General features: G+C 53.4%; 17 protein-coding genes. 15 read left to right on the top strand and 2 right to left on the bottom strand.

Annotated elements, in window-relative coordinates:
• The first annotated feature begins 6 nt into the window (after positions 1-6).
• From bshA to ABE504_RS06785, 9 genes are all read left to right on the top strand, one after another.
• Positions 7-1,179 carry an N-acetyl-alpha-D-glucosaminyl L-malate synthase BshA gene (bshA, locus tag ABE504_RS06825; RefSeq protein WP_430086260.1) on the top strand — a complete coding sequence of 391 codons (1,173 nt, stop codon included), beginning with the start codon at positions 7-9 and terminating at the stop codon, positions 1,177-1,179.
• 119 nt (positions 1,180-1,298) lie between these two features.
• Positions 1,299-2,600: a CCA tRNA nucleotidyltransferase gene (locus ABE504_RS06820; RefSeq protein WP_430086257.1), complete on the top strand. Its 1,302-nt coding sequence runs from the start codon at positions 1,299-1,301 to the stop codon at positions 2,598-2,600.
• Positions 2,601-3,142: 542 nt separating this feature from the next.
• Positions 3,143-4,111, top strand: a complete 969-nt coding sequence (locus ABE504_RS06815) for a biotin--[acetyl-CoA-carboxylase] ligase (RefSeq protein WP_430086254.1) — start codon at positions 3,143-3,145, stop codon at positions 4,109-4,111.
• 317 nt (positions 4,112-4,428) lie between these two features.
• Positions 4,429-5,286 (top strand): 3-methyl-2-oxobutanoate hydroxymethyltransferase, encoded by an 858-nt coding sequence (gene panB, locus ABE504_RS06810; RefSeq protein WP_430086251.1) that lies wholly within the window; start codon positions 4,429-4,431, stop codon positions 5,284-5,286.
• A 5-nt stretch (positions 5,287-5,291) separates the two neighbouring features.
• Positions 5,292-6,173 (top strand): pantoate--beta-alanine ligase, encoded by an 882-nt coding sequence (gene panC, locus ABE504_RS06805; RefSeq protein ID WP_430086249.1) that lies wholly within the window; start codon positions 5,292-5,294, stop codon positions 6,171-6,173.
• 6 nt (positions 6,174-6,179) lie between these two features.
• Entirely contained in the window at positions 6,180-6,563 is a 384-nt protein-coding gene (gene panD / locus ABE504_RS06800) for an aspartate 1-decarboxylase (protein ID WP_430086246.1), read from the top strand.
• Between the two features lie 79 nt (positions 6,564-6,642).
• The gene (locus tag ABE504_RS06795; RefSeq protein ID WP_430086244.1) at positions 6,643-7,242 is read left to right on the top strand and encodes a tetratricopeptide repeat protein; all 600 of its coding nucleotides are present in this window, start codon (positions 6,643-6,645) and stop codon (positions 7,240-7,242) included.
• 84 nt (positions 7,243-7,326) lie between these two features.
• Positions 7,327-10,191 (top strand): ATP-dependent DNA helicase DinG, encoded by a 2,865-nt coding sequence (gene dinG / locus ABE504_RS06790; protein ID WP_430086241.1) that lies wholly within the window; start codon positions 7,327-7,329, stop codon positions 10,189-10,191.
• The gene (locus ABE504_RS06785) at positions 10,188-10,808 is read left to right on the top strand and encodes a redox-sensing transcriptional repressor Rex (RefSeq protein ID WP_430086239.1); all 621 of its coding nucleotides are present in this window, start codon (positions 10,188-10,190) and stop codon (positions 10,806-10,808) included. The genes dinG and ABE504_RS06785 overlap by 4 nt, the downstream gene beginning before the upstream one ends.
• 54 nt (positions 10,809-10,862) lie before the next feature.
• Here ABE504_RS06785 and ABE504_RS06780 read toward each other — a convergent pair whose 3' ends face one another.
• Complete coding sequence (locus ABE504_RS06780) at positions 10,863-11,861, bottom strand: inorganic phosphate transporter (protein WP_430086236.1); 999 nt, start codon at positions 11,859-11,861, stop codon at positions 10,863-10,865.
• A gap of 59 nt (positions 11,862-11,920) precedes the next feature.
• On the bottom strand, positions 11,921-12,547 hold the full coding sequence (locus ABE504_RS06775) for a DUF47 domain-containing protein (RefSeq protein WP_126140500.1): 627 nt from the start codon (positions 12,545-12,547) through the stop codon (positions 11,921-11,923).
• Between the two features lie 286 nt (positions 12,548-12,833).
• Between ABE504_RS06775 and ABE504_RS06770 the strand changes: the two genes are divergently transcribed.
• The 6 genes from ABE504_RS06770 (at position 12,834) to ABE504_RS06745 (ending at position 18,992) form a co-directional block, all read left to right on the top strand.
• Positions 12,834-14,135: an amidohydrolase gene (locus tag ABE504_RS06770; RefSeq protein WP_430086233.1), complete on the top strand. Its 1,302-nt coding sequence runs from the start codon at positions 12,834-12,836 to the stop codon at positions 14,133-14,135.
• Between the two features lie 3 nt (positions 14,136-14,138).
• Positions 14,139-14,654 (top strand): DUF5590 domain-containing protein, encoded by a 516-nt coding sequence (locus tag ABE504_RS06765; protein WP_430086231.1) that lies wholly within the window; start codon positions 14,139-14,141, stop codon positions 14,652-14,654.
• Positions 14,655-14,812: 158 nt separating this feature from the next.
• The gene (locus ABE504_RS06760) at positions 14,813-15,343 is read left to right on the top strand and encodes a hypothetical protein (protein ID WP_430086229.1); all 531 of its coding nucleotides are present in this window, start codon (positions 14,813-14,815) and stop codon (positions 15,341-15,343) included.
• Positions 15,336-16,841 carry an AAA family ATPase gene (locus ABE504_RS06755; RefSeq protein WP_430086226.1) on the top strand — a complete coding sequence of 502 codons (1,506 nt, stop codon included), beginning with the start codon at positions 15,336-15,338 and terminating at the stop codon, positions 16,839-16,841. Before ABE504_RS06760 ends, ABE504_RS06755 begins: the two co-directional genes overlap by 8 nt.
• A gap of 76 nt (positions 16,842-16,917) precedes the next feature.
• The gene (locus ABE504_RS06750; RefSeq protein WP_430086223.1) at positions 16,918-17,790 is read left to right on the top strand and encodes a 3-hydroxyacyl-CoA dehydrogenase family protein; all 873 of its coding nucleotides are present in this window, start codon (positions 16,918-16,920) and stop codon (positions 17,788-17,790) included.
• On the top strand, positions 17,787-18,992 hold the full coding sequence (locus ABE504_RS06745; RefSeq protein WP_430086220.1) for an acetate/propionate family kinase: 1,206 nt from the start codon (positions 17,787-17,789) through the stop codon (positions 18,990-18,992). Before ABE504_RS06750 ends, ABE504_RS06745 begins: the two co-directional genes overlap by 4 nt.
• The last annotated feature ends 41 nt before the right edge of the window (positions 18,993-19,033 follow it).

Genomic DNA, 19,033 nt, shown 5'->3' with positions numbered 1-19,033 from the left:
CGACAGATGACCGATAAATTAAAAATTGGCATTACCTGCTACCCGACGCTCGGAGGATCAGGAGTTGTCGCGACGGAGTTAGGAAAGCTGCTGGCCGAGAAAGGCCATGAAGTGCATTTTATTACGCATAGTATGCCGTTTCGTTTGGGCAAATTTCATAAAAATATTTTTTATCATGAAGTCGAAGTCAGTCAGTATTATGTGTTCCGTTATCCGCCGTACGATTTGTCGCTCGCAAGCAAGCTGGCGCAAGTGGCAAAAATGGAGGAACTCGATCTGCTGCACGTGCATTATGCGATACCGCATGCGGTGTGTGCGCTTCTGGCGAAGCAGATGGTTGGCAGCAAGCTGAAGGTCGTGACGACGCTCCACGGTACGGATATTACCGTACTTGGTCAGGATCAATCGATCTCCGATTTGATTCGTTATGCGATCAATGAAAGCGATGCGGTGACGGCGGTATCCAAGGATCTCATTAAAGAGACGAGGGAACTGCTCGCGATCGACCGCGACATTGATTTGGCGTACAACTTTGTCGATAAACGGGTGTATTACCCGCGGGACATTTCCAAGCTGAGAGGCGAGTTCGCCAGACCGGATGAGAAAATTCTCATTCATATTTCGAACTTCCGCCCAGTAAAGCGGGTGCAGGATGTCGTGGATATTTTCGCCAAGGTCGTCAAGGAAATTCCGTCCCGTCTGCTGTTTGTCGGGGAGGGACCGGATCTGTCCAAAATGATCGCGAAGGTCAAAGAGATGGGGCTTAGCGACAAGGTGCTCTTCTGCGGAAAGCAGGACGATGTGGCGCAGGTCATTTCACTGGCGGATGTCATGCTGCTGCCGTCCGAGAAAGAGAGCTTCGGGCTCGTGGCGCTTGAAGCGATGGCGTGCGGCGTGCCGACGATCGGTTCGAATGCCGGCGGGATTCCGGAGCTGATTACGCACGGAGAGACGGGGTATTTGGCGGAGGTTGGCGATACAGATACGATGGCGGAATATGCGATTCAATTGCTTCGCAATCAATCGCTGTATGAGCGTGTAGCGCAAAATTGCTTGAACCGTGCGCGTTTCACGTTCTGCAACGATATTACGACTCAGCATTATGAAGAAATTTATTATCGCGTCTTGGGCAGAACGCTTCCTGAATCGCACCGGATTTCGGCTTCGACTTGTCAATAAAGGTGCTTTCCGAAATTATCGCCCACTTTTTCAGGTAAAGGATCCACAGGGATTTGTATGAAACCTAGCGATGCTTTATTTCGGAAAGTCGGCCAATGGTTCGGCCGGTTAGGAGAGATATGGAAGCAAGTGGTGGAAAAATAAATGATCCCGGTGCTGCGCACATTCTTCGCAGGCTGTCGGAGGCCGGATACGAGGCGTATCTGGTCGGCGGCTGTGTACGCGACGCTTTGCTGGGGAAATCGATCAAGGACATTGACATCGCGACATCCGCGCTACCGGAGCAGGTGATGCGCTGTTTCTCCCGTACGGTACCGACGGGGCTGCAGCACGGGACCGTGACGGTCGTGCTGAAGGAAGGGACGTACGAAATCACGACGTTCCGCAAGGAAGCCGCGTACGAAGGCTTCCGGCGACCGACGTCGGTCGCGTACATCTCCGATTTGACGGAGGATCTCAAACGCCGCGATTTTACGATGAACGCGATGGCGATGGACGTGGACGGCGCGGTCATGGATCCCTTCGCAGGGCAAGCGGATCTCGCGGCAGGCGTGCTGCGCTGCGTCGGCGCCGCCGAGGAGCGGTTCAGCGAGGATGCGCTGCGCATGCTGCGCTGCGTTCGTTTTGCCTCCACGTACGGTCTTGACGTGGAAGAGGCGACGTGGCAGGCGCTGCTGGCGAACGCCCCGCTGCTGCGCCACATCGCGATGGAGCGCGTGCGCAGCGAGCTTCAGCGCATGGTCGAAGGCCCGGCGCCTGCACGGGCCGTGCGGCTGCTCTTGGCGAGCGGCCTAACGGCGCACTTCAAAAGGCAGCTCCCGCTGCCTTTTGAGCGCTGGCTCGCCTGGGACGCCGCGCTGGACGCCGTCAGCGCGCTGGAAGGGCAGCATGACCGGTGGGCCATGCTGCTGCTGCTCCTGGAGACGCCGGCGGACACCGTCCGCAAGGCGCTCCAGGAGCTCACGTTCTCCCGCGCCGACGGCCTAGCCGTCGCGGGCGTGCTGGCTCTGCGCGAGGCGTTGGCCGCCGCGCAAGCGGGCTCCGCAGACCCGGCTCCGCTGGAGCGGGTCTGGAAGCTTGGCGCGGTGCGGCACGGCGAAGCCGCCGCCCGCGCATTGCTGCGGCTGCTGCGCGTGCTGCCGCCTGTATCGGACCAGCACGGCGAGCTCGCGCGCTGGCTCGTGTCCGCCGCGCCGGAGCTGGCGCGGCGCGGAGAGGAATGGCTGAAGCAGGTTCCTTGCTTCAGCCTTAAGCAGCTCGCCATCACCGGCCAGGATGTGGCGGCGGCACTTTCGAAGCAGCCGGGCCCTTGGATGGGCGAGCTGCTGCAGGATTTGCTCGAGCGCACCGCGCTCGGGGAGCTCGCGAATGCGCGCGAGGCGTTGATTGAAGCCGCGAAAGCTGCCGCTGCTGCGAAGTAGCGGCGGCTTGCGGCTTTTTTTGTCAGTCCGCTGTATCCTGGGGGACGCGCTTTTATTTGTGCTCAGCCGCGGACTCGGCGCGGGCGTCCATCCCTGTTGCCAGTTTTGGCGGCAGCTGTCCATGAACTGGAAAACCTCCAGCTCATTTTGCCTGGAAACGGCTCCGGTGCCAGCTGAACTGGAAAATCTCCAGCTCATTTCAGTCATTTTTGGAGAATGGCCGCCAAACGGGCAAACGAACGGGAAGAATTCCAGTTCAGTTCCCCAATTTGGACGAAAATGCGAAAATGAACAGGAGAAATTCCAGTTCGTTTGCTGAGGCGAACGCGGCTACCACTGTGACGGTCGAGCGGTGGACGATCGGCGTCGAGCTCGGCTCGTCGTGTGTCCGCTATAGGTGGTAGATTGTGTGCGAAATATCTGTTTACTCATTTGTCGAACAGAAAATCCGTAAGGTTTATCATACAACGAGTGATGGTACTGCTTTGGCGAGCTGTGATAATCCTGTATGATGCTGTGACAGTACTAAAGGGGGGAATAAGTTGAACGATCAGATATTAGCTTTATTTGATGAAGCGCCCGACGCTTACGTTTCCGGAGCTGAAATCAGCCGCAGATTGGGCGTGAGCCGTACGGCGATTTGGAAGCATATTGAAGAGCTGCGCAGCAGCGGCTATACGTTCGAGGCATCGCCGCGCAAGGGGTACCGGCTGCTGAGCAAGCCGGCCAAATGGCAGCTGACGGAGCTGCTGGCGGGACTTAAAACGAAGGTGCTCGGCCGTAAGGTTCATCTTTTTGACGAGGTGGATTCGACGCAGACGATTGCCCATAAACTGGTCGCTTCCGGGGCGGAGGAAGGTACGCTGGTGCTGGCCGAAATGCAAACTGCCGGCCGCGGCCGCATGGGACGAGCCTGGCATTCGCCGGCAGGCAAAGGCATCTGGATGAGCCTTGTGCTGAAGCCGCGCATTCCGGTCTATTTCATGCCCCAATTGACGCTGCTGTGCGCCGTTGCCCTGTGCCGGGCAATTCAGCAAACGTGCGCGGTGGATGTCGGCATCAAATGGCCGAACGATCTGTTAATCGACGGCAAGAAAATCAGCGGTATTTTGCTGGAGAGCAGCGGAGAAGACGAGCGGTTGAAGTATGTCATTACGGGAATCGGGATCTCCGCTAATTTACTTGTTGAAGATTACCCCGAAGCTTTGCGGCCGATTGCGACTTCACTAGCGATTGCCTCAGGCAGCCTCATTTCCCGGGAGAAGCTCGTGCAGACGTTTTTGTTCGAGTTTGAGGAGTTGTATGCACTCTATCTGGAGAAGGGCTTCGCACCGATCCGTCTGCTCTGGGAAGCGCAAAGCGTGACGCTGCACCGTCCGATTCGGACGATGACGCCGCAGGGGCCGATTGAGGGCATCGCGGAAAGCCTGGACGATTCCGGCGCGTTAACGGTGCTTATCCCGGCGGGCGAGCGGGTTAAAGTATTCTCAGGGGACATTGAGCTGCGATAGATCAGGCAATGTTGCCTTCACCCTTCTCCATCCCGACAAAGATTATAATTCGGTACCCGAATCGAAGAACTTGGATAGATTAGGGTGTTCGCTTGCCGAAATCTTTGGTATAATAGCGAGATAAGGCGGTATCCTGAGAAGGAACTGCACTTAGCTGCAAGTCAGGACATCTGAATGTTGATGTGCTCATCGTAATGTTGGATTCTGCTCTGAGCCTGTAAGGACCGAGACAGAAGGATCATTGGATTCTTTCTGCATGCGTTCCTTTTAGCTCACAGCTAAAAGGTTTTTTTATTTTATAGGGAAGCTGGTGTACCATGGAGCAACGGAAGAAGCCGCTAACTACCGCGAAAATGAGAAAAATGAAAGAGGACGGCGTACCGATCACGATGGTGACGGCGTATGATTACCCGTCTGCAAAGCTCGCTGAAGAAGCGGGCGTGGACGTTATTCTTGTCGGGGACTCGTTGGGCAATGTCGTATTGGGCTACGACTCGACGCTGCCGGTGACCATCGACGATATGGTGTACCACACGCGCGCGGCGGTAAGAGGGGCGGCGAATACGTTCGTCGTCGCTGATTTGCCTTTTCTGACCTACCACGGCAGTATAGATGCGACAATGGAAGCTGTCGGACGTTTGATGCGCGAAGGCGGTGCCAAAGCTGTAAAGCTGGAAGGCGGCGCGGAGATCGCGCACACGGTAAAAGCCATCACGCAGGCGGGCGTGCCTGTCGTCGGGCATTTGGGGCTTACTCCGCAGTCTGTACATCAAATCGGCGGTTTCCGTGTGCAAGGCCGCAATTCGGAGCAGGCGAATAAGCTCTTGGCCGACGCAAAAGCGATTGAGGAAGCGGGCGCGTTCATGGTCGTGTTGGAGCTGATGACCGATGAACTGGCGGCGTGGATTACGAAGCAGCTATCCATCCCTACCATCGGCATCGGAGCTGGCGTGAATTGCGACGGCCAAGTGCTTGTTTTCCACGATTTGCTCCAGTATGGTTCTGACAGTGCTCCCAGAAAGTTTGTCAAGACGTACGCCAATATCGGGGAAACTATCCGTAACGGGATTGGGGAATATGTGAAAGAAGTGAAAGCGCGCACGTTCCCGGCGCAGGAGAATACGTTCCATATGGACAATGACGTTGTGCAATACTTATACGGAGACAAGGAGTGATAGCAATGGCAGCTGTTCAAACAGTGACAGTCGTGCATACGATTGCCGAGCTGCGCGCGCGAATCAAGGCGTTCCGCCGCAGCAGCGAGCAAACGGTCGGCTTCGTGCCAACGATGGGATATTTGCATGAAGGACACGCCAGTCTGCTTAAAAAAGCTCGCGCCCAGAGCGGACTCGTGGTGCTCAGCATTTTTGTCAATCCGCTGCAATTCGGGCCTAACGAAGATTTCGAGCGCTATCCGCGCAATCCGGAGCGTGATCTGGCGGTTGCGGAAGCGGCGGGAGCGGATCTTGTTTTTATGCCGTCGGTGGAGGAGATGTACCCGCAGCCTATACGCACGACGGTAAGCGTAAGCGGTGTGACGGAGCGGCTCTGCGGGGCGTCCAGACCGGGGCATTTTGACGGCGTGGCGACGGTCGTCTCCAAGCTTTTGCATATCGTGCAGCCGGATCAGGCATTCTTCGGCATGAAGGATGCGCAGCAGGTTGCGGTGATCGAGCAAATGGTGCAGGATTTGAACCTGGATGTCGAGATCGTGCGCTGTCCGACGCTGCGGGAGGAAGACGGGCTTGCGATGAGCTCGCGGAACGTGTATTTATCCCAGGATGAGCGCGAACAAGCGCTGGTGCTCTCCCAAGCGCTTAACAAAGCAGAAGCTTATATCCCGAAGAAAGCGGCCATCTCCTCAAAGGAGCTTGTCGACCTTGTCGCCAGCCATATCCGTACCGCGCCGCTCGCGGATATCGATTACGTCGAGGCGCTTACGTATCCGTCCTTGCAGCCTTTTGAAACCAGCCCATCATCCGATACGATTGTTATTGCCGTGGCTGTCAAGTTCGGAAAAACGCGCTTAATCGATAACCTTATTACACAAGTCAGGAAGTGACCTAACATGTTTCGTACGATGATGAAAGCCAAGCTCCACCGCGCGACCGTGACGGAAGCGAATTTGAACTATATCGGGTCCATTACGATTGACGAGGATTTGCTTGATCTGGTTGACATGCTGCCGAATGAAAAGGTGCAGATCGTCAACAACAACAATGGTGCTCGGCTTGAAACGTACATTATTCCCGGCCCTCGCGGCTCCGGCGTCATCTGCTTGAATGGCGCGGCGGCGCGCCTGGTGCAGACCGGAGACACCGTTATAATCGTCTCGTACGTGATGCTGACGAATGAAGAGGCGAAGACACACAAGCCGACCGTGGCCATCATGGGCGAGAACAATAAAGTCGTACAGCTGCTAAAAGAAGAGGAGCATTCTACCGTTGTCTAAAACGGCACACCATGCATGAAATCCCCCCTGTTTACACAGAATGAGGGTAAGCTTTTGAAGCAAAGGTGGGGATGCCAAAATGTTTAAGCATTTATTTTCCACAATGAATGAGGTGCTGGAGGAAATCCAGCGGGAATACCCGAACAGCGATGTGGAGAAAAAGGCGGAGCTCGACGAACAGCTGCAAGTGCTCAAAACGATGAGCGATGAATTTATCGAGTCCTGGCTGCTTTTTGAGGAGAAGCTGGGAAAGTTCTATGGCGCGGTGCCAAACAGCACCCAAACTTTACATGACGAGCTGATGGATCTGGATCTCGCCGGCAAGCAAACGGAGGAGTTCCTGCGCGGGCAAGGCTACTACAAGCTGTCCATGTACGATCAGGCTATTGAAGAGTTTGAGGTGCTGATTCGCCGTCAGCCGGATTTTTTACTCGCCCGCATTTATTTGGCCATGGGCCATTTGCGGAAGGGAGAGTTTGGCGATGCGTACCAGCATTTCAAATTCTTGCTCCCGCTTACCGAAAACGCCAAAATGAAAGCTATTTCCTATGGCGCAATGGGCTGCATACAGGTGCAAAATCATAATTTGGAGAAAGCGTTCGAATATTTTCAAAAAGCTTATCACACAGATCCCTCCCTGGTGGAGCCGCTCATCAATCTGGATGAGTCGCAAGCGTAAAACGTAAGCGGGGTATTCCCTTTTCCTTGCGAGATTTGGTATGCTAAGGAGAGTAGCAGGACGAAGGGATTGAAGATACACGCTATGAAATTTGCAGTCTTGGATTTTGAAACGACCGGAAGCCAGTCCTCGGATGAGATCATTCAAGTCGGGCTTGTTATTATAGATGAATTTGAAATTACGCAGAGGTATACTTCTCTGGTTAACCCAGGGACCAGTATACCTTCTTCCATTACTACGCTTACCGGCATTACGGACGAGATGGTGGCGGATGCGCCGAAGCTGGAGCAAGTGATGGCGGATCTGTTTCCGCTGCTGTTCGATTGTGTGCTGGTGGCGCACCATGCCGCTTTTGATTTTTCTTTCTTGCAGCGAGCGCTCGCGAAAACCGGGTACCCGGCTTTCAGCGGCCGCGTGCTGGATACGATCGATATGCTGCGCATTCTCTTTCCCTCCATTACCAGCCTGCAGCTGGGAATGGTGGCGAGCCTCTTCGGCATCGACCATGAACGGCCGCATCAGGCGGACAGCGACGCCGAGGCGACGGCGGAGCTTTGGATCATTTGCCTTCAGCGCATGCTCAGCCTGCCGCTTCTGACCGTGCAGCGGATCGCGCATATTTTCGAAGATGTTGGTACGGATCTCGGCTGGTTTCTGGATGAAATTTGCCGTTACAAAGAATCGATTACGAGTTTGGATACCGAAAGTCATCGCTATTTCCGCCAGTTTACGTTGAATGTGGGCGACTGGGGCGAGGAGGAAGAAATCCGCACTGAGGATGAGGTCACCGAAGGGTTGGGGGCTTCGTTCAAGGAATTTCGGGAAGGCCTTAAGACGGCGCTGCGCGATCAGTTTGAAATCTTCGAGGATCGGGTATCCCAGGATCTCATGATTCAGGAAGTCGAGAAGGCGCTCGAGAACGAGCAGCATCTCATGATTGAAGCGGGAACCGGAACGGGCAAATCGCTCGGCTATTTGATTCCGGCGCTCTATTACGGCGTGAAATATGAAAAGAAAGTGGTCATCTCGACGCATACGATCAATTTGCAGGAGCAGCTCAGGGAACGCGATATTCCGCTGCTTAAGAGTATTTTCCCGTTCGCCTTCCGGGCTTCAGTGCTGAAGGGGCGCAGCCGATATTTATGTCTCCGCAAGTTTGAGACCAAGCTGACGACGCGGGATTATGAGAACGGGAAGGAAGATCCGATCACCGCGGCACAAATGGTGGTGTGGCTCAGCGAGACGGAGCACGGCGATGAGGAAGAGCTGAACTTTGGCAATAAAGGGGCGCAGTTCTGGTACAGCGTGGCAAGTGACTCGGATTCTTGCTTGAATCGCAAATGTCCGTGGTACAAGAAATGCTTTTATCATAGGGCCCGCAATGACGCGAACAGCGCCGATGTGGTCATTACGAACCATTCCCTTCTGTTTACGGATATGAAGGCTGAGAACCGCCTTCTGCCGTCTTACAAGCACCTTGTGATCGATGAGGCGCATCATTTTGAAGAAGTGGCTTCCAAGCATCTCGGGATTGAGCTGAATTCCTCCGCTTTTTATCATTCCCTCGTCTGGTTGTATAAAGACAGCCGCAGCGGTCAACTGCCCCTGCTGAAGTTCCGACTGCAAAAATCCGACGAGCATGCCGAACGGGTAAAACTGTGGGTTCAGACGATCGATGCGCTGCTGCCCAAAATCCTCACGGTCAAGGACGACTGGGAGCGGTTGAGCGAAGCGCTCGTGGAGATTGCCTCGGCAAGCAGCGATCCCTCTCAGCTGGAAGCCTCAACGTATGTAGTGAGGCTGAAACCGGAAACGCTTCCTGAAGGCTGGCGCGAGCTGATGATCATGGAAGACAACATTTACTTGACGATGAACGACCTGCTTAGATCGCTCGACAAGATGCTGGCGGAAGTGAAAGAGAAGCAGGAGGATTTGGGTGTTCAAGGGCTTGTGACCGACCTGAACGGTTCGGTGAAGGAGCTGTACGAGCATCGGGATGCGCTGCATTTCTTCATGCACATGGCCGACAGCGGGTATGTGTATTGGATGGAAGCGAGCACATTTGCCAAGGCGAAATCGCTGCAATTGCTCTCGGTGCCGATCGATGTCAGCAGCCAACTGCAGCAGCATTTCTTCGAGCTCAAGGATAGCATCGTGATGACGTCGGCGACACTTTCGGTCAATAAATCGTTCCAGTATTCTGCCGAACAATTCGGGCTCACGATGCCGGAGGGCGAAGAGGAAGGTAAGCTCAAAACCGTGCAGCTGCCGTCCCCGTTCAATTACCGCGAGCAGGCGCTCGTCGTCATTCCACGTGATTTTCCGACGATTAAAGGCGCGGGAGATCCCGTCTTTATCGGGGCGCTGATTGAGTCGCTCAGTCAAGTGGCTCGCATCACAGGCGGACGCATGCTCGTCCTGTGCACGTCGAACCGGATGCTGAAACTTGTGCATGCGGGCATGAAGGAGGAGCTGGCTCCGAACGGCATTACCGTCTTGGGACAGGGCGTTGACAGCAACAATCGCAGCAAGCTGACGCGCATGTTCCAGGACAACAACAAGAGTGTGCTGCTCGGCACGAGCTCGTTCTGGGAAGGCGTGGACATTCCTGGCGATGCGCTAAGCTGCCTGGCCATCATCCGGCTGCCGTTCCAGCCACCCAATCATCCGCTTGTGGAAGCGAAGTCGGAGCATTTGAAGAGGAAGGGCGAAAATCCGTTCATGAAATTTTCCGTGCCGCAGGCGGTCATCCGTTTCAAGCAGGGCTTCGGACGTCTTGTTCGCAGAGCATCGGATAAAGGAATCGTTATTATTTACGATACGCGCGTCATCGATACGTATTACGGCAAACACTTTCTCTACTCCCTGCCCGGCCCCAAGATTGAGCACATGACGAGGGAGCAAATGCTGCCAAGGATTGAAGAGTGGATGGGAGGGGCGAGAGGATGAAAACGCAAAAGATTTCCGAAGCCGTCGTACGGCGGCTGCCGATTTATTTGAGATATCTTAACGAGCTTGCGATGAAAAATATTTCGACGGTGTCGTCACAGGATTTGGGCCAGAAGCTGGACCTCAATCCTGCGCAAATCCGTAAGGATCTCGCTTATTTCGGCGAGTTCGGCAAAAAAGGCATCGGCTACGATATCAGCTATTTGATCGAGAAAATCAGGCAGATCCTGAAGCTGGACCGGCATATTCCGGTTGCTTTGGTCGGCGCCGGCAATTTGGGCCGGGCGCTGTGCAATTATAATACGTATTTGCGCAATGATATGAAGATTGTCGCGGTATTCGATGCGATGCCGGGGAAAGCCGGCGAGGTGATTAACAACCTCGTCGTTCAAGGAATGGGCGACATGCAGGAGGTCATTTCCCGGCACGGCGTCCGCATCGGCATCATTACCGTACCGGCAGAGGAAGCGCAAAATGTTGCCAATCAGTTCGTGGCTTGCGGGATTGAGGCAATACTGAACTTTGCGCCGGTGATCATTAAAGTGCCTGGCGAGGTACGTGTGCATTATGCGGATTTTACAACGGAGTTACAAAGCTTGGCGTATTATTTGGATTAAAAAGAGCCGCCCCCCGGTTTGCGCCGGAAGGGCGGCTTTTCTTTGGCTGGCAGCCTAGAACAGATTAAACAACACCGAATAGATCAAATAGGAAAGCACAATGGAAATCGGAATGGTAATCACCCAAGTGATGAGCATCCGCCCTACAGTCCCCCACTGCACATCATGGAACCGCAAGACACTGCCTGTCCCGATGATAGCGGAAGAAATTACGTGCGTCGTGGACAGCGGTTTGCCGATATGCGTGGAGAACTGAATCACCAGCGATGATGTGAGATCCGAGGCAAAACCGTTAATCGGCTCAATCTTTACAATTTTGCCGGATATGGTTTTAATGATCCGCCAACCGCCAATGGATGTGCCAAGGCCCATGGCAAGTGCGGCGGCGAGCTTGACCCACAGCGGTACGTCCAGACTGTCCTGCATGTCTGCGGCGACGAGACCAAAGACGATAATCCCCATCGCTTTCTGCGCATCGTTCCCCCCGTGGGAATACGACAGCAGGCCGGCCGAGACGACTTGCAGACCGCGAAATATCCGATTGAGCTTGGAACGCGACGTATTGCCCGACAGGATGATAATGTATTTGATGAGCGCCATAATAATAAAGCCTAATGCAAAAGCAATGATGGGAGACAGAATCAAAATAATAATGATTTGCGTGAAACCGCTCCAATTGACGGAATGAAATCCTGCTCCTGCAATCACCGCGCCGGCCAAGGCGCCGAGCAGCGTATGCGAGGAGGATGACGGAATCGATAAATACCAGGTCAGCAGATTCCAAATGATCGCGGCAAGCAATGCGGCGATGACGATTTCCACGCCGTTCTCGATTTTAGACGGGTCTGCGATACTGCCGCCTACCGTTTTGGCAACTTTAGATGAAACGACGGCGCCGATAAAGTTCAGGGAAGCTGCCATGATAATGGCGACGCGCGGACTAAGGGCTCGCGTAGAAATCGACGTTGCGATCGCGTTGGCTGTATCGTGAAAGCCGTTGATAAAATCAAACAGCAAAGCGAGCACGACGATGATGATCAAATAGGTTATCATGATTTCCTCCTAAACGTTTCCCCGAAAGAAAACTTTCTTCGTTATTCCAGAGAGTCTTCCTAAGAGTAACGAAGCACTACACTATCCAAAATATTGGCGACGTCTTCGCAAGCATCAGTCGTTTCTTCGAGACGCTCGTAAATTTCTTTGAGTTTGAAATCTTCGTACGGATCTTTCCGCGTGATGAAAATTTGACGAATCCCTTCGCGCATCAGGCGGTCGCCGTCGTTTTCGAGCGAGTTGATCGCAACGGTGTGCTCGGGGATTTGCATATATTTTTTCTTGGCCAGCAGCTTGAATGCATCAAGCATATGTTGGCAGGAATCCACGATGACCGCGGAAAAATCCTTCATATAATTGTCGGTGTGGGAGACAGCTAAATAGTCAAAACGGGCGATGGTAGCTTCAATGCCGTCCGTTACGTCGTCAACTTTGGAGGCAAGCTCAATGATATCCTCGCGGTCGATCGGGGTGATGAACACTTTGTTGAGGCCTTTGAAAATTTCGTGGGTAATGGAGTCGCCCGCATGTTCAAGGTCGTGAATGGCGTTCACGTATTCGACAGGCGGTTTGTCGCCCATCATCGCGGTGCGAAACATTTGAGCCGTTTGCAAAGCGTTCTCCGCGGCGCGAATGAGCAACTGCAAGAAATCGACTTCGTTCTTTTTCGTAAATAACGTTGTCATGAAGACCCTCCTAAATATTCCTATATGAGGCAAATTCACCTGAATTTATGTGACATTTGACTCGATATGTACAAGTTTTTAAACGAATTTGTTGTGCAAAGGACCAAATTGTAGAAAAAACTCACAAAATTAAAAATATCATAATTGTCGGCACCAAAGCAACGAAAATTACGTGACATTTTACAATTTCTTAATAGATGGACTTTCCTTGATTTTACATGCTCCACGAGGTAAAGTTGATGGGTGAACCTTGTATTTAGAATGAGCATAGAGAGGGATTTTTAGTATGAAAAAAACAATCATTACAAATGGAATTTTCATTACCCATCTTGAAGATAAGCCTGTCTCTGTTAAAGGGTTTATGGTAATAGAAGACAGCCGCATTACATATGTCGGGGAGCAAAGCCCGGGGCCGCTGGAAACATACGATGAAGTGATCGACGGCACGAATAAATTGTACATGCCGGGTCTCGTGAATACGCATGGTCATGCGGCAATGTCTTTGCTGCGCGGTTATGGGGACGATCTGGCGCTGCAAATCTGGCTGGAGCAAAAAATGTGGCCGATGGAAGCCAAATTTACAGCTAACGATGTTAAATGGGGGACCCAACTAGCGATTCTGGAAATGATCAAAGGCGGAACAACGACGTTCGTTGATATGTACGATCATATGAAGGAAGTGGCACAGGCCGTAGAAGCTTCCGGTATGCGCGGCGTGTTGGCTCGCGGGGTTATCGGTTTGTGTCCGCCTGATGTGCAGACGGCAAAACTGATTGAAGCGACGGAGTTCGCACGGACGTGGCACGGCGCCGCTGGCGGCCGCATCACTACGATGATGTCACCGCATGCGCCCTATACATGCCCGCCGGATTACATAGAGCGGATTGTACAGGCCGCGCATGATCTCAATTTGCCGATCCATACGCATATGTCCGAAACGCGCCGCGAGGTTGAAGCGAACGTGGAGCAATACGGGGCGCGACCGGTTGCGCATCTGGAGAAGCTCGGCGTATTTACACGGCCAACCCTTGTCGCTCACGGCGTGCATCTTACAGACGAAGAGATCGAGGTACTGGCGAAGTACGACGTCCGCGTCTCTCACAATCCGGGCAGCAATTTGAAATTGGCGAGCGGTGTGGCGCGTGTACCGGAGCTGCTGAAAGCGGGAGTTAAGGTATCTCTGGGCACGGACAGCGCGGCATCGAACAACAACCTCGATATGTTCGAAGAAATGCGCTTGACGGCGCTTATTCATAAAGGCGTCTCCGGCGATCCGCTGGCGATTCCCGCGGCGCAGGCACTGCATATCGGCACCAAAATGGGTGCGGAATCGATCTGGCTGGAGGACGTGGGCACGCTTGAAGTTGGTATGAAAGCCGATTTCGTTGCGCTCGACATCGATCAGCCGCACTTCCTGCCGAAGACGGATTTCGTTTCTCACATCGTGTACTCGGCTTGCGCGAAAGATGTGGTCGACGTCTGTGTCGACGGTAAGTGGGTTGTCCGCAAAGGCGAGTGCTTGACGCTGGACGAAGAGAAAATCAAGAACGAGTTTGCGGCATGCTTCGACTCGCTGGTTAAGGGCTAGAAGATGCGCGGCCAACGAATAAAGACGAAGCAATGGCGATGGCGGTGGATCGTGCTCGGCGTATTTATTGTCGCGACGATGGGGATCGTGCTCAGCCGCTTTTATCTTAATTTGCAAGGAAAGCATTGGGACGAAAAGCGGGTTGCCGTCGAGAAGGCATTTGCAGGCAGCATGATGACAGAAGCGACCAACGTGGATTTTTTCTATGGCGATGAGCCCATACAGATTGTATATGGCGAAAACAAGCTGAACCAGCCGATGATCGTCTGGATTTCCGAAGGCGGCGTTCACACCGAGATGACGAGCGAGGGATTCACGAAAGAGCAGGCCCGGGATGCCGTGCTGAAAAAAGCCCCGAAAGCGTCCATTGAGCGGATCATACCCGGCAAGTTAGGTGACAATTACGTATGGGAAGTGTTTTATAGGCAAAAGGAAAATGACAATACGCGGTATTACTATGATTATTATAAATTCAAGGACGGCGCGTTCTTGGATACGTTCAGGCTCAGTCTGCAATAGCAGGCTGAGTTTTTTATTTTTCCCGCGTTTCCACCGATTGCATAAGGTTCTTGATAGATCAAAGTGATATACTGTTCGTATAGCAAATGAACGCCGACAACGCGGACTACCCGCGAGCTAATAACTAAATATACGAAAAGAAAGGTGGGCGCTAACGGATGAAACTGCGTCTTTTGCCTGTTATTTTGAGTGTCATTATTTCAGCCGGTGTTTTATTCGGAGGCTGGTTTGCCTATACAAGCTTTGCGATGGAAAATCCTTTAGCCAATAAAATCGACGCTGTGCCTGGCGTAGCAAGCTCGACCATGAATTTGTCGACGAATCAAGTTGACATTGAGCTGACGCTGAATGCGGATGCGAATTTACGCACGATTGTGCAGCAAATTAAGAAAGACGGAGCTTCGATCGTTGGAAAACGCACTGTCAACATTAAAGTGAAAGACAATTCCTCGGCGTCGCTCGATGCTTGGTGGTCGAAAGCACTGTTTGAAGTCGCGCAGGCGATGGAGACGAAGCATTATGCGGATATTCCGGTTACGCTGCAGAAATATGCTTCTGATATGCCGGACCTTAAGGTTGACAGCGAGATGGACGATGAGAATGTGTATATTCGTTTGACGGACGGTGAAGCGACCAAATTCATAATGCTGCCTAGAGTAACCCAGATGGGGGTGTGGCCGAATGAGTAAAATGATGAAAGAAATCGGCATCGGAATCGTTCCGGTGCTGCTTATTTTCCTAGCTTTTCTCGGGGTAAATGTGGTCCCGATTCTGTTTGTTTGTGCACTTGGCGTCACGCTGTTCTACGTCATTAGGAACCGCGGCGGAGCGGGTATCGCCGCAGGAGGCGGAGATCGGAAGAGCAAGAGCCGGACGCCGTCATTCTTGACCTTTGAAGAAATTGGCGGGCAGGATCGGGCGAAGAAAGAACTTGTCGAAGCGCTCGATTTTTTGATCAAGCATGAAGAAATTAAGAAGCTTGGCATTCGCCCTTTGAAAGGCTTGCTGTTGACTGGCCCTCCGGGAACGGGGAAAACGCTGATGGCGAAAGCCGCTGCGCATTATACGAATTCCGTATACCTGGCCGCTTCCGGTTCCGAGTTCGTTGAGATGTATGTCGGTGTCGGCGCCAGCCGTGTTCGGGATATGTTTAAAGAAGCGAGAACAAAAGCGACGAAGGAAGGCAAGAACAGCGCGATTATTTTCATCGACGAGATTGATGTGATCGGCGGTAAACGCGACGGCGGAGGGCAGCGCGAGTACGATCAGACGCTGAACCAACTTCTGACAGAGATGGACGGTATTCATACGAATGATGCGCCGCGCATTCTGATTATTGCCGCAACGAACCGGAAAGAGATGCTGGACAGCGCTTTGCTGCGTCCGGGCCGTTTTGACCGTCACATTGAAGTGGATTTGCCAGATAAAAAAGGACGTCTTTCCATTCTCGACATTCATGTTAAGAACAAACCGCTTGCAGAAGGCGTATCGCTTGAGAAAGTGGCGGATCAGACATTCGGCTTCTCCGGCGCGCAGCTTGAAGGCGTGCTGAACGAAGCGGCGATCTACGCGATGCGTGAAGATAAATCCGCGATCGAGCAAACGCATCTGGCATCCGCGATCGACAAAGTCATGATGGGCGAGCGCACGGATAAAGAAGCGGCGGCCGGCGAGAAAGAACGTGTCGCCTACCACGAGCTTGGACATGCGATAATCGCCGAGCTGGTGCGTCCCGGCTCCGTATCGCAAGTGACGGTGAGTCCACGGGGCAAAGCGCTCGGTTATGTGCGCCACAACCCGCCGGGCGATAAATATTTGTACACGAAATCGTACATTGAAGAGCAGATCATGATCGCGCTCGGCGGCGCGGCGGCGGAAGAGATCATTTACGGCGGCCGTTCGACGGGTTCGCGTAACGATTTTGAACAGGCACTTTCGATGGTGCGTAATATGATGGATTCCGGTCTGACGTCGCTCGGCATTATCGACCGTGACATGGTCACGAAGGAAGAGCTGATGAAGGAGAATACGGCGATTCTCGACGGCCTGATGGAACGGACAAAAACGATGCTGAGTGTCCAGCGAAATGTTTTTGAACAAGCTTTTGACGTTTTGATGAACGAAGAAGTGATTTCCGGCGAAACTTTTCGCGCTTTGTTTGGCGCTTCGGTCTCAGAAAGTGCATAATAGAAGGACGGCTCCCTATTGCGGGGGGAACCGTCCTTTTTCTATTTTATCTCGCAGTTTGAAGGAGTAGGCAGCCATGGTATTTAAGAAAATCGGTGTCGTCGGCGGCGGCACCATGGGTCAAGGTATTTCGGAAATGCTTGCCGCACAAGGGCTGGACGTGTTTCTCGCCGAGAAGTCGCCAGAGAAACTGGATCAAGCCATCGCGCATATTACGATCTCTCTGGATAAACAGATCGAGCGCTGGGCGCTCACGGAGAGCGAGAAGAAGACAATTTTGTCGAAAATCAAGCGCGCTTCCGATCTAAGCGAAATGGCGGATTGCGACCTCGTGATCGAGTCGATCTCGGAGGATTTGAACGCCAAAAAGCATATGTTTTTTCAGCTTAATCAATATTGTCCGCCGCACGTGCTGCTGGCGACGAATACATCTACGCTGAGCGTAACGGAAATTGCTGCGGTGACGACGCATCCGGAACGGGTCATCGGGCTGCACTTCTTGCATCCGGTGGCGAAGGTCGGCTTGGTCGAAATTGTCCGCGCAATGCGAACTTCCGACGAAACGTATCGGCTTACGCAGCAGTTTGTGGACGATCATTTGCATAAAAAAGGGATTGCGGTCAATGAGTCGCCTGGGTACATTACGACGCGTCTGATCTGTACGTTGATCAATGAGGCGATGCATACGCTTTCCGAGGGTATCGCAACGGCTGAGGATATCGACCAAGCGATGAAAATCGGCTACGAGTTCAAATACGGTCCGCTCGAAATGTGCGATCGCTTCGGGTTGGATGCGGTGCTCGCCGCATTGGAGGGGATGTTCCGCGAGTATGGAGACATTAAATATCGACCTTCGTTCCTGCTTAAGCAGATGGTGCGCGCGGGGCATTTGGGCACGAAAACCGGTATCGGCTTTTTCCGCTACGATAAGGATGGTGATCGGCTATGAACGTACTCGTCATTAATGCCGGCAGTTCCTCGCTCAAATATCAGTTGTTTCGCATGGAAGACGCCTCGGTGCTGGCCAAAGGCAAAGTTGAACGTATCGGCATGGACACTGCGATCGTGACGCACGAGCCTGCCGGGGGCTCCGAATTTAATGAAGTGAAGGAAATTCTGGAGCATACGAGCGCGATTCGGCGTGTAGTCGAGCTTCTCACGCATCCGCAGCACGGCGTCGTGTCCGCCATGTCCGACATCGATGCGGTCGGCCACCGGGTCGTGCACGGCGGCGAAGCGTTCAAACACTCCGTCCTCGTGGACGACGAAGTAAAGAAAGAAATTCGCCGCCTGTTCGATTTGGCGCCGCTGCACAACCCGGCCGCGATGCTTGGCATTCTGGCGGCGGAAGCGGCGATGCCCGGCGTGCCGCAGGCCGTCGTGTTCGACACGGCCTTCCATCAGACGATGACGGCGCAGGCGTATTTGTATCCGGTGCCGATGGCGCTCTACCGGAGACATAAAGTGCGCCGCTACGGGTTTCACGGCACATCGCACAAATATGTGAGCGAGCGTGCAGCCTTGCTGCTTGGACGCCCGCTGGCGGAGATGAAGCTCATCACGTGCCATATCGGCAACGGAGCTTCCTGTGCCGCCATTCTCGGCGGCCAGAGCGTGGATACGAGCATGGGGATGACCCCGCTCGAAGGCTTGATGATGGGCACGCGCAGCGGCGATCTGGATCCCGCCATCGTGCCCTACGTGATGGGCAAAGAAGAATTGACCTTAGGTGAGGTCAATTCCATGCTCAACAAGCACAGCGGGCTCGGGGCGATCTCCGGCATCTCCAGCGATATGCGGGAGATTGTCGAGGCGATGGAAGCGGGCGATAAGAACGCTGCGCTTGCTTTTGACATGTACGCGTACCGACTGCGCAAATACATCGGGGCATACGCCGCGGCGATGAACGGCGTGGATGCGATCGTGTTCACCGCGGGAATCGGCGAGAACTCGGCGCAGCTGCGGCGAGCAGTGTGCGAACAGCTCACGTATTTGGGCGTGGCGTTTGATGCTGAAGCGAATGCAGTGCGCAGTTCGGCTGAGCGCCGGATTTCGACGGCGGATTCCAAGGTAGCTGTGCTTGTCATTCCGACGAATGAGGAATGGGTGATCGCGCAAGATACTTATAATCTTGTGCAGGGGTTGTCTTAACCGATTGGAAATCGTGTACAATAGAAAGAGGTTAAGTATGA

Source organism: Paenibacillus oryzisoli (genome assembly GCF_050467285.1).
GTDB lineage: Bacteria > Bacillota > Bacilli > Paenibacillales > NBRC-103111 > Paenibacillus_E > Paenibacillus_E oryzisoli_A.
The sequence above is the reverse complement of the archived record's forward strand: the minus strand, read 5'-3'. Positions and strand labels throughout refer to the sequence as shown.

Bases quoted from the DNA above. Each gene is read 5' to 3' on its own strand.
- ABE504_RS06745 (WP_430086220.1), top strand. From the start codon at position 17,787: ATGAACGTACTCGTCATTAATGCCGGCAGTTCCTCGCTCAAATATCAG.
- ABE504_RS06780 (WP_430086236.1), bottom strand. From the start codon at position 11,861: ATGATAACCTATTTGATCATCATCGTCGTGCTCGCTTTGCTGTTTGAT.
- panD (WP_430086246.1), top strand. From the start codon at position 6,180: ATGTTTCGTACGATGATGAAAGCCAAGCTCCACCGCGCGACCGTGACG.
- bshA (WP_430086260.1), top strand. From the start codon at position 7: ATGACCGATAAATTAAAAATTGGCATTACCTGCTACCCGACGCTCGGA.
- dinG (WP_430086241.1), top strand. From the start codon at position 7,327: ATGAAATTTGCAGTCTTGGATTTTGAAACGACCGGAAGCCAGTCCTCG.
- ABE504_RS06755 (WP_430086226.1), top strand. From the start codon at position 15,336: ATGAGTAAAATGATGAAAGAAATCGGCATCGGAATCGTTCCGGTGCTG.
- panB (WP_430086251.1), top strand. From the start codon at position 4,429: ATGGAGCAACGGAAGAAGCCGCTAACTACCGCGAAAATGAGAAAAATG.
- ABE504_RS06770 (WP_430086233.1), top strand. From the start codon at position 12,834: ATGAAAAAAACAATCATTACAAATGGAATTTTCATTACCCATCTTGAA.
- ABE504_RS06785 (WP_430086239.1), top strand. From the start codon at position 10,188: ATGAAAACGCAAAAGATTTCCGAAGCCGTCGTACGGCGGCTGCCGATT.
- ABE504_RS06760 (WP_430086229.1), top strand. From the start codon at position 14,813: ATGAAACTGCGTCTTTTGCCTGTTATTTTGAGTGTCATTATTTCAGCC.
- ABE504_RS06775 (WP_126140500.1), bottom strand. From the start codon at position 12,547: ATGACAACGTTATTTACGAAAAAGAACGAAGTCGATTTCTTGCAGTTG.
- panC (WP_430086249.1), top strand. From the start codon at position 5,292: ATGGCAGCTGTTCAAACAGTGACAGTCGTGCATACGATTGCCGAGCTG.
- ABE504_RS06765 (WP_430086231.1), top strand. From the start codon at position 14,139: ATGCGCGGCCAACGAATAAAGACGAAGCAATGGCGATGGCGGTGGATC.
- ABE504_RS06820 (WP_430086257.1), top strand. From the start codon at position 1,299: ATGGAAGCAAGTGGTGGAAAAATAAATGATCCCGGTGCTGCGCACATT.
- ABE504_RS06795 (WP_430086244.1), top strand. From the start codon at position 6,643: ATGTTTAAGCATTTATTTTCCACAATGAATGAGGTGCTGGAGGAAATC.
- ABE504_RS06750 (WP_430086223.1), top strand. From the start codon at position 16,918: ATGGTATTTAAGAAAATCGGTGTCGTCGGCGGCGGCACCATGGGTCAA.